Source organism: Salegentibacter sp. BLCTC (assembly GCF_015143665.1).
Taxonomy (GTDB): Bacteria; Bacteroidota; Bacteroidia; order Flavobacteriales; family Flavobacteriaceae; genus Salegentibacter; species Salegentibacter maritimus.
Map to the genome: position 1 here is coordinate 1 of NZ_WYEW01000019.1, position 9,466 is coordinate 9,466.

At 31.0% G+C, this 9,466-nt stretch carries 13 protein-coding genes; all 13 read left to right on the forward strand.

Features of this window, described 5'->3' with window-relative positions; genetic code table 11:
* Positions 1-347 precede the first annotated feature (347 nt).
* Positions 348-644 (forward strand): hypothetical protein, encoded by a 297-nt coding sequence (locus GUB10_RS15690; protein ID WP_193712402.1) that lies wholly within the window; start codon positions 348-350, stop codon positions 642-644.
* A gap of 733 nt (positions 645-1,377) precedes the next feature.
* Positions 1,378-1,833 carry a DUF5063 domain-containing protein gene (locus tag GUB10_RS15695; RefSeq protein WP_193712403.1) on the forward strand — a complete coding sequence of 152 codons (456 nt, stop codon included), beginning with the start codon at positions 1,378-1,380 and terminating at the stop codon, positions 1,831-1,833.
* Positions 1,834-2,035: 202 nt separating this feature from the next.
* A complete protein-coding gene (locus GUB10_RS15700; RefSeq protein ID WP_193712404.1) occupies positions 2,036-2,317 on the forward strand; it encodes a type II toxin-antitoxin system RelE/ParE family toxin in 282 nt (93 codons plus the stop codon).
* A gap of 13 nt (positions 2,318-2,330) precedes the next feature.
* Positions 2,331-2,633: a HigA family addiction module antitoxin gene (locus GUB10_RS15705; RefSeq protein ID WP_193712405.1), complete on the forward strand. Its 303-nt coding sequence runs from the start codon at positions 2,331-2,333 to the stop codon at positions 2,631-2,633.
* Positions 2,634-3,367: 734 nt separating this feature from the next.
* On the forward strand, positions 3,368-3,820 hold the full coding sequence (locus tag GUB10_RS15710) for a hypothetical protein (protein ID WP_193712406.1): 453 nt from the start codon (positions 3,368-3,370) through the stop codon (positions 3,818-3,820).
* 151 nt (positions 3,821-3,971) lie between these two features.
* Positions 3,972-4,565: a hypothetical protein gene (locus tag GUB10_RS15715; RefSeq protein WP_193712407.1), complete on the forward strand. Its 594-nt coding sequence runs from the start codon at positions 3,972-3,974 to the stop codon at positions 4,563-4,565.
* 220 nt (positions 4,566-4,785) lie between these two features.
* Positions 4,786-5,082: a type II toxin-antitoxin system HigB family toxin gene (locus tag GUB10_RS15720; RefSeq protein WP_193712408.1), complete on the forward strand. Its 297-nt coding sequence runs from the start codon at positions 4,786-4,788 to the stop codon at positions 5,080-5,082.
* Between the two features lie 11 nt (positions 5,083-5,093).
* A complete protein-coding gene (locus GUB10_RS15725; protein WP_193712409.1) occupies positions 5,094-5,462 on the forward strand; it encodes a type II toxin-antitoxin system HigA family antitoxin in 369 nt (122 codons plus the stop codon).
* Positions 5,463-6,152: 690 nt separating this feature from the next.
* Complete coding sequence (locus GUB10_RS15730; RefSeq protein WP_193712410.1) at positions 6,153-7,103, forward strand: Fic family protein; 951 nt, start codon at positions 6,153-6,155, stop codon at positions 7,101-7,103.
* Positions 7,104-7,269: 166 nt separating this feature from the next.
* Complete coding sequence (locus GUB10_RS15735; RefSeq protein ID WP_193712411.1) at positions 7,270-7,455, forward strand: hypothetical protein; 186 nt, start codon at positions 7,270-7,272, stop codon at positions 7,453-7,455.
* Between the two features lie 104 nt (positions 7,456-7,559).
* On the forward strand, positions 7,560-7,724 hold the full coding sequence (locus GUB10_RS15740; RefSeq protein WP_193712414.1) for a hypothetical protein: 165 nt from the start codon (positions 7,560-7,562) through the stop codon (positions 7,722-7,724).
* Entirely contained in the window at positions 7,714-8,280 is a 567-nt protein-coding gene (locus tag GUB10_RS15745; protein ID WP_193712412.1) for a hypothetical protein, read from the forward strand. Before GUB10_RS15740 ends, GUB10_RS15745 begins: the two co-directional genes overlap by 11 nt.
* Positions 8,281-8,441: 161 nt before the next feature.
* Complete coding sequence (locus GUB10_RS15750; RefSeq protein WP_193712413.1) at positions 8,442-9,218, forward strand: enhanced serine sensitivity protein SseB C-terminal domain-containing protein; 777 nt, start codon at positions 8,442-8,444, stop codon at positions 9,216-9,218.
* Positions 9,219-9,466: the final 248 nt, after the last annotated feature.

Sequence of the window (9,466 nt, forward strand, 5' to 3'; positions counted from 1 at the left end):
CTTTCAAGATCTTGATGATCTGACTTTCTGTAAATCTACTTTTTTTCATCGGACAGTTTATCGGTTTTAAAATTAACAATTTCGAATTTTAAACTGTCTTATTTTTAGGGAAGGCTACAGAACTATTAAAAGAAATTCCCATAGTTGGAACATCTATTAACCTAATTAAAGGAATAAAAAATATTAGGGATAAAGCATATCTAAATAAAGTAAAATATTTTATAGAGAATGTTGGTGAAATTAATGATTCTCAAAAAAGAAAATTAATAGAAGAATCAAGAAAAGATAAAACTAGAAGAGCAAAATTTGGAGAATCTCTGTTTACTACTTTAGAAAAAAGTGATTCGATGACAAAAGTAGAATATCTAGCAGTAGCTTTTGAAGCTTTCTTAAACAATGATATTGATGATGCTGATTTGAGACTCATATGTCATTCTATAAATCTTGCATACATAGATGAATTAATTCAAATTGTTGAAAATAAAAATCTTCCAGAACATATTTTAATGTATAATGTGCAAAGCGGACTAGCAATTGCTGCCTACAGAGATTTAACTTTTGATATGACTAATACTCAACCTGATTACAAATTATCTAATGCAGCAGAAAAATTAAGGTCTGCCTGGAAAAAATATAAGTGCTAAATCCACTGCATATAACAACGGTTAATCGCCAATAAGCGGCACCGTTAGTAAGAAAATAATTAACTTGACCAACGAACCAATACTAAGCCGACAAATCCGCGTCCCTTACTTCGCCAACTGGCGATAACCAAGACCGTTAGGCGCAATGTTAGCCGAAAGCTTCGCGCCCATCATAAAATAAGTTTCTAAGAAATATTCTTCTTTTTTTTAAGTGGTTCGGCCGACTGAATTTTGGGATGAAAAATGAATCAATTTTTTTAGATTTTAAATGGTTTCTCTTTTTAAAATAACTGACTGATTTCGCTCCCCTCAACGTTTTGTTTTAACCGAATAAATTCGTTCTTCTCAATGTTTCGTTTTAAAAAAAATTTTAATGGTAGAACGAAAAAATAGTTTGTAAAAAAATGAGAACTTAAAAATTTTTCAAAATAATTTCATCAATTATTTCGCAAAAAAAATAAAAGTCATTAAAAAAAAAGATTGAATGAAAATCATAAAAACTGAAATGAAAAAATAGAAAGTTGATAGGTTAAAAAAATTGACAACTGAATCGAAAAACTTATTAAAAACAAAGCGCCTAACACTGCATAACAGCCATTGTTAAGTTTGGCTTCCAATCGAATAATTTGCTCTAAATCTAATATTTTGTGCTTTTTTGCTATCTTTAGTGCCAAATCCGCCACAACGGCGGTTATACAAAACCGTTGTAACACATTTAACCAAATCATCAAAATTGAGTAAATTAAGAAAACTAATAGACCAAATCACGGAATTCGGAATTAACCCAAATGTGGAATCGATCAACAACACCGAACTTTTGAAAAAACTATTAGTCGGAATTTACTCTGAATACCTAAATGTGGAATTTGAATTTGACGAAACCGATTATGACGAAGAACCTGATTTTGATTACAAAAAAATAAGAGAGAATGTGAAATCAAATTTTCCAGATTTTGATTGGTACAGTACGGTTTTGGATTCTAATAAAATGGAGCCGAATATCGAAACTGGATGTGGAGATGAATTAGATGATTTGACCGACATAATAAAAGACCTTCTTGCTGTGAAATGGAGAATTGAAAATACAAGTAAGAACGATGGACTTTGGCATTTTGACTTTTCTATGAGAACACATTCCGAACAGCATTTAGTGGATTTATTAAAACGACTGAAAGATAGAAATGGATAAAAAACGTGTTACAACAATGTATAACCGCAATTACGGCGGATTCGACTACGCCCGAATCCACTCGGAATTGCTAACGTCTGTGCTAAACCGAAAAATTTGCGTACTTTAACCCGTAACTGACGGTTATACGAGACCGTTAGGCAACATTTGCACAAAACAAACTTTTTACTTACCTTTGACGTTAGTAACGTAAAAAATTATTATGATAATATCGTTTGGTTCAAAAGAAACCGAAAAAATATGGAATGGTATCCGAGTCAAAAAAATGCCGATTGAAATACAGAATGTTGGACGGAGAAAATTAAGAATGCTTAACAACTCTCAAGATATTACAGATTTAAGAATCCCACCTTCCAACCGACTGGAAAAACTGACTGGAAAACTAAACGAATTTTATAGTATTAGAATTAACAAACAATGGCGGATAATATTTCAATGGGGAAATGGAAACGCAAGCGAAGTTGAAATAATTGACTATCATTAAAAAAACAAAAGAAATGGAAAAATTAGCAAATGTACATCCTGGCGAAGTTTTGAATTTTGAATTTCTTGAGCCACTCGAAATTTCTGCTTATAGACTTTCTAAAGATTTAAAAATACCGCAAACTAGGATTTCGGAAATAATAAAAGGTAGACGTCGAATAACAGCCGATACTGCTCTACGTTTGAGTAAATACTTTGGGAATTCTGCAAAATTCTGGCTTGGACTTCAAGATGATTATGACATCGAGGAAGAACGTGATGAAAAAAAAGCGGAATTGGACGAAATAAAAAAATACGAAAATAAAAACGTTGCCTAACAATGGCTATAAGTAATTGCTTGTTTTCTCATACTTCTGAAAATCCTATCGGATTTTCAGTTTGGTGTGTACTTGCAAAGTTAAGTGCTAACCCACGCAACTACTCATAGCCGAGACCGTTAGGCGCAATGTTAGCCGAAAGCTTCGCGCCCATCATAAAAAAAGTTTCTAAGAAATATTCTTCCTTTTTCTGATTGGTTCGGCCGACTGAATTTTGGGGCGAAAAATGAATCATTTTTTTAGAATTTTAAATGGTTTCTCTTTTTAAAATAACTGACTGATTTCGCTCTCCTCAACGTTTTGTTTTAACCGAATAAATTCGTTCTTCTCAATGTTTCGTTTTAGAAGAAATTTTACTGGCAGAACGAAAAAGATTGTTTCGTAAAAAGTAAATTAAAAACTTGACGTAAATAATTAAATTGAAAATTGAACAGAAAGAAACATTACCCGGAGATTTAAAAAAACTGAATTTATAATTTGATTGGCGGAAAAATCATAAAACTGAAATGGAAAAACAGAACGTTGATAGATTTAAAAAAATTGAGAACTGAATCGAAAAACTTATTAAAAACAAAGCGCCTAACACTGCATAACAGCCATTGTTAAGTTTGGCTTCCAATCGAATAATTTGCTCTCAATCCAATTTTTTGTGCTTTTTTGTTATCTTTAGTGCCAAATCCAACACAACGGCGGTTATACAAACCCGTTACCTGCAAGCGTAGAAAAAATCGTAAATGAAAATAATCGAAAAAATAAAAGAGCTTTTTAGAAAGAAAGAATATGTGGAAATTCAAGATTTCGATTTGAAAAAGTTTGATGTTCGATTTAAAGAAATAGACGATGCGAAATTGATAGATATTTCCTCTTTCATAAGAAAGCATTTAAAGAATTCAAATAATTTAGAAATAGACAATTCATTGAAGAAAAATGAGAGTCTAGAATTTAAAAAATTTGATAATCTGATTTTAAAAATAGATCAAATTCTCAAAGATGATTTTGAAGAAACTTATCCAGAAAGTGAAAAAATGAACTGGAATTTCTGCTACTTCTTAGAGAAAAGAAATGGCTATATTCTCATAAATAATGCTTTGACTAGAAAAGATCAAACCATAGGAAATGCAATTTATTCTTTAACTATAATTAGAAAATTTAATGACTCATATTTCCTTTGGGAATTAAATGAATAATTGTGCAAAACGCCAGCAGGTAACAGCGCATAACTCAAATAGCGGGTAGTTTGGGGTAAATGGTTATTTTAGAAACCAATTAAAAATCAATAAGCCGACAAATCCGAGTCCTATTTTCCGCGACTTGTGTTATGCGCGGCCGTTATATGCAATGGAAGAAAATTTTCGAAATATACTAGCTGAGAATTCAGAAATATTGATTGATTCTTTAATTGATAATGAACTATTAAAAGAAATTCCCATAGTTGGAACATCTATTAACCTAATTAAAGGAATAAAAAATATTAGGGATAAAGCATATCTAAATAAAGTAAAATATTTTATAGAGAATGTTGGTGAAATTAATGATTCTCAAAAAAGAAAATTAATAGAAGAATCAAGAAAAGATAAAACTAGAAGAGCAAAATTTGGAGAATCTCTGTTTACTACTTTAGAAAAAAGTGATTCGATGACAAAAGTAGAATATCTAGCAGTAGCTTTTGAAGCTTTCTTAAACAATGATATTGATGATGCTGATTTGAGACTCATATGTCATTCTATAAATCTTGCATACATAGATGAATTAATTCAAATTGTTGAAAATAAAAATCTTCCAGAACATATTTTAATGTATAATGTGCAAAGCGGACTAGCAATTGCTGCCTACAGAGATTTAACTTTTGATATGACTAATACTCAACCTGATTACAAATTATCTAATGCAGCAGAAAAATTAAGGTCTGCCTGGAAAAAATATAAGTGCTAAATCCACTGCATATAACAACGGTTAATCGCCAATAAGCGGCACCGTTAGTAAGAAAATAATTAACTTGACCAACGAACCAATACTAAGCCGACAAATCCGCGTCCCTTACTTCGCCAACTGGCGATAACCAAGACCGTTCTATGCTATTTTCTCAGAAAGATTTTTACTAAAAAGTTCTACTTATGAGAACTTTAATTACCTTTGTTTTAGATTTTATCAAATGAAGAGAATAATTGCAAAAAGTACATTACGAGAATTCTGGAAAAAACATTCTGATTCAGAACAGTATTTAAAAACTTGGTACGAAACAGCAAAAAGTTCAAATTGGGCTTCTCCAAGTGATATCAAGAAGACGTATGTAAATGTTAGCATTTTAAAAGATAGTAGAGTTGTTTTTAACATTAAAGGAAACTCTTACCGATTAGTCGTTAAGTTTAACTACGATAGACAATGGGCTTTTATTCGTTTTGTCGGAACACACACTGATTATGATAAAATAGATGCGAACACAATTTAAAAATTAGAGCTATGAAAATTAAACCTATTAAAAGCGATAAAGACTACGAGAAGGCTTTAGAAAGACTAGAAGTGATATTTGACGCTCCAATTAATTCCAAAGAGGGCGACGAGGCGGAAATTCTTTCTATGATGATTGATAATTATGAAAATGAGGATTATCCGATTGAGGCTCCAGATCCGATTGAGGCAATAAAAATTAGAATGGAAGAAATGAATCTTAAACAGAAGGATTTAGTTGGTGTCATTGGAGGGAAAAGTAGAGTTTCAGAAATTTTAAATAAAAAGAAAAGATTAACGGTAGATATGATTAGAGAACTTGAGAGAATTCTACATATTTCTGCATCTGTATTAGTAACTAATTACCAATTGACGAAGTGAAAAAACAGCATAGAACAACGGTTCATCGCCAATAAGCGGCAACGTTAGTAAGAAAATAATTAACTTGACCAACAAACCAATACTAAGCCGACAAATCCGCGTCCCCTACTCCGCCAACTGGCGATAACCGAGACCGTTGGCGGCAATAGCTCCGGACAGAAAAAGAGAACTTTAATAAGAAAAACTCACTCGAACGCGGACTTATAAAAGTGGAACTATAAGATTGATTTTAGTAAAAAAGAAAACTAAAAATAAATCAAAAGCTCACTCTAGCGGACTAAAATTGTGGAATTAAATAGAGTTTTTAGAAGTTGATCTTAAAAAAAGATATAATAAATTTCTCACTCTTACTCTAGAAAATTAGAAAAAATAAATGTTCACTCAAACCCTAAAAATCCACAAGAGTAAGACTGACTAAGAAGAAAAATTAAAAAGGTGAGCGGCAAATCTTTCGTGCTTACTCGGGCGTGTCGCTACAGCTGCCAACACTGGTTAAAAAAAATAGCTTAGGTTTAGCTAAAATTCTATATTTTAGAGTTCTAAATTAATCTTGGTTAAACCGACAAGTTAGCTCTTCCCTACACGCTACTTCCTTTAACCAAAACCGTTGTGCCCAATTAAAATCACGATTTTTCCTTCAAATATTAATCAAATGATCTTATTTTTGATAATATCAAATGATAGTATCAAATGAAACCACCTTACGATATAACACCCAATATATTAAAAGAAATAACTTCTATTTCCGAAAAAGTTGGAGCTATCAATGCAAACTATTTATACAAACCTTCTCCCAAATTGAGAAAGGAAAATAGAATAAAAACTATTCATTCTTCACTAAAAATTGAGGGTAACACATTAACTGAAGAACAGATTACAGCTTTGCTTGAAAATAAGAGGATCATTGGTCCAAAAAAGGATGTAAAAGAAGTTTTAAATGCAATTGAGATCTATGAACATTTAGAAAATTATAAACCATCAAATGAAAAATCATTTCTAGAATGCCATAAACATTTGATGAATAATCTTATAGAAGATGCCGGAAAATATAGAAAACAAGGGGTTGGAATAATGAAAGGATCACAAGTAGAACATTTTGCTCCGCCCTACCAAAATGTTCCTTATTTGATGAAAGACTTATTTAATTACTTGAAAACGTCAAATGAAATAGAGCTAATAAAAAGCTGTGTTTTTCATTATGAAATGGAATTTATTCATCCATTTTTAGATGGAAATGGTAGAATGGGAAGATTATGGCAAACTTTAATATTGATGGAAAAATATCCAATTTTTGAATATTTACCTTTCGAAACTTTGATAAGCAAAGACCAGGAAAAGTACTATAAAGCGTTATCAGATAGTGATAAGTCTGGAAATTCAACAGCTTTTATAGATTATATGCTGGGCGTAATCAATAAATCATTAGATGAATTACTAGATTTCAATAGCCGTACTTTAAATGAGAGAGATCGCCTTGAATATTTCCTATCGCTCAACAAAAGAGAATTTACCAGAAAAGATTATATGGAGGTTTTCAAAGATATTTCTGCAGCAACAGCAAGTCGTGATTTGAAGAAAGGAGTAGAACTCAAATTATTTAAAAAAATAGGTGATAAAAATAAAACCAGATACAGCATTTAACTGGGCACAACATCGCATATTCGCAATTGCGGCCATTCAGCTAAAAGAGAGCTTTTAGAAATCATGAATAACTAACTAAAGCGGACAAATCCGTATTTTCACTACCACAACTGACGAATATACGTAACCGTTGGCAACAATATTTATAAAATGAAAACAATTAATTATGAATAAAATATCAAAAAAGACATTAGCCATAAGTTTGGCTTCCATTAGCTTATGGATGATTGGAAGCTTCATATTATTCCAAGAGAAAAATGGTAAAACAACTATGATTATTACAGCTATCGTAATTATGGGTGGATTGTATGCTCAAATTAAAAAGGACAGAAGAGCATATTCAGAACTTTAAAACAAACCCCATTGTCTTCCTTGAAGATGCTTTTTACATAATATTAAAAAATAAAACGGGAAGGAACTCTATAATTTCCTTTCATAAATAGAGATTTATAATTGATGAATAAAATAAGAATTTTAGGATTGTTGTTGTTATTAACTGGATTAATAATAATGTACATTTATAATAATAGTGGTTTAGATTTTATTTCAGGTATTCTTATTGGAGCAGGTTTAATTTGGACAATTACGGGTCAAATTAAATTAAGAAAAGATGGACGATAGAATCCGAATTATAAATACATATAAATCGATGATTGGGGAAAGAAAAAAATCGATTAATAACCGACTTGCTTTTCTTTGGCTTATCTCGTTAGTTAATATTTCAATTGTATTATTTTCGACAATTATTGCAATTAACTCTTTTGACCTAGGCTTTTATTTCGGACTTGACACCAAATGGTCAGAATCAGCTTCGATTGTAATGTCTGGACTTGGTTTTATTTTATTTACGCCCCATTTGTTACTTGAGATTATACTCATGAATCATTTAAAAAAAGTGATTTTGGAAAAAAAGCAAAGTGATAATGAAGACTTAAATACAAAGTTTGAAAAACAAATTAATTATTTAAATAAAAATAATAAGTCAAAAATTTTGATGATCGTCCTAACCTTTATTATTCTTTTCGGAGCTCTAATGAGGTCAGTTAATAAAGATGACTTTTTATATTGGGGGAACTTCAAAATCCCATTTCTAATTCTAATTCTTTTTATAATTAGTTATGTCATTAGTAATTACAGTAAACTGAATAGGAACATAAAAACGTATGAGCAACAATAAATACTGTTGCCAACATCGGTTAAGCGCAAATAGCGGGCAATCCAATGAAAAGTGATATTTTAGAGACCAAGCAAGAAACAACAAAGCCGACAAGATCGAGTCCCTAATCCACGCTACTTGCCTTAACCAAGACCGTTGCCCACAATTTTAAAACATGAAAAATGGGATTATTTGACATATTCAAAAAGAAAAAAATAGAAAATAGTTTTCCCGAAAATGAATTGGAGAAAACATTATATCAAGCTTCAACAAATTCATCTAAGAGAGATGAATTTTACATGAAATTATTGTGGAACGATTTAATAGTTTTAACCGATAAAACTGACAAAAAAGGAACTCAAATTCTAGAGGAAAATACATCAGTCAAATTTGTCACTTTTGAAGATGGAAAAATTCCCATATTTACTTCGACAAATAGAATTTTCGATAAAGGATTTATAAAAGAAGAAGTTCCTTTTATGGCTCTAAAAGGACAAAACTTATTCGAAATAACAAAAGGTGCAACCCTTATACTTAATCCTTATTCGGATTATGGAAAAGAACTAATTCCTAATGAGATTGAAAGGTTATTGAACGGATCCATTTTTGACCAATCAAACGAAATGAAAATAGAAGAGGAAACTAAAATACAAATAGGTCAACCAGCAGAATATCCAAATGATCTAGTAAATGCATTGAAAAAACTATTTACGGAAAAAGAAACAGTAAAAGCAGCTTATCTAGCAGCAGTAAAAATGGATAATTCTGAAGAACTTCCTCACATTATGATAGCATTAGATATCGATGGAGACAGAAAAGAAATAACAAATGAAGCAGGACCGATAGCTGAGAAATACCATAAAAATAAAACAGTTGATTTCATTCAAATTGATCATAAAAATGGTGGTATCTCAGAGTACTTTTTAAAGAACACTAAACCATTTTATATTAGAAAATAAAACTGTGGGCAACATCGGTTCATCGCAAATAACGGGTTTAGTCGAAAAAGTGTAATTTTAGAAACCAGGAAAGAAAATAGTTAATCCGACAAGTCCGCGTCCCTACTCCCGCAACTTGCGATAACCGTAACCGTTAGCATACATTTAAACATAAAATATCTAATGAATAAAAAGAAAAAATTACCACTTACAATATTAAAAGCATTAGAATCATTTGTGAATTTAAATGGTGAAAAATTTAAAATAAT

Coding starts and splice junctions, on each gene's coding strand:
- GUB10_RS15750 (WP_193712413.1), top strand. CDS start 8,442: ATGGGATTATTTGACATATTCAAAAAGAAAAAAATAGAAAATAGTTTT.
- GUB10_RS15690 (WP_193712402.1), top strand. CDS start 348: ATGACAAAAGTAGAATATCTAGCAGTAGCTTTTGAAGCTTTCTTAAAC.
- GUB10_RS15710 (WP_193712406.1), top strand. CDS start 3,368: ATGAAAATAATCGAAAAAATAAAAGAGCTTTTTAGAAAGAAAGAATAT.
- GUB10_RS15725 (WP_193712409.1), top strand. CDS start 5,094: ATGAAAATTAAACCTATTAAAAGCGATAAAGACTACGAGAAGGCTTTA.
- GUB10_RS15740 (WP_193712414.1), top strand. CDS start 7,560: ATGAATAAAATAAGAATTTTAGGATTGTTGTTGTTATTAACTGGATTA.
- GUB10_RS15700 (WP_193712404.1), top strand. CDS start 2,036: ATGATAATATCGTTTGGTTCAAAAGAAACCGAAAAAATATGGAATGGT.
- GUB10_RS15705 (WP_193712405.1), top strand. CDS start 2,331: ATGGAAAAATTAGCAAATGTACATCCTGGCGAAGTTTTGAATTTTGAA.
- GUB10_RS15730 (WP_193712410.1), top strand. CDS start 6,153: ATGAAACCACCTTACGATATAACACCCAATATATTAAAAGAAATAACT.
- GUB10_RS15745 (WP_193712412.1), top strand. CDS start 7,714: ATGGACGATAGAATCCGAATTATAAATACATATAAATCGATGATTGGG.
- GUB10_RS15735 (WP_193712411.1), top strand. CDS start 7,270: ATGAATAAAATATCAAAAAAGACATTAGCCATAAGTTTGGCTTCCATT.
- GUB10_RS15715 (WP_193712407.1), top strand. CDS start 3,972: ATGGAAGAAAATTTTCGAAATATACTAGCTGAGAATTCAGAAATATTG.
- GUB10_RS15720 (WP_193712408.1), top strand. CDS start 4,786: ATGAAGAGAATAATTGCAAAAAGTACATTACGAGAATTCTGGAAAAAA.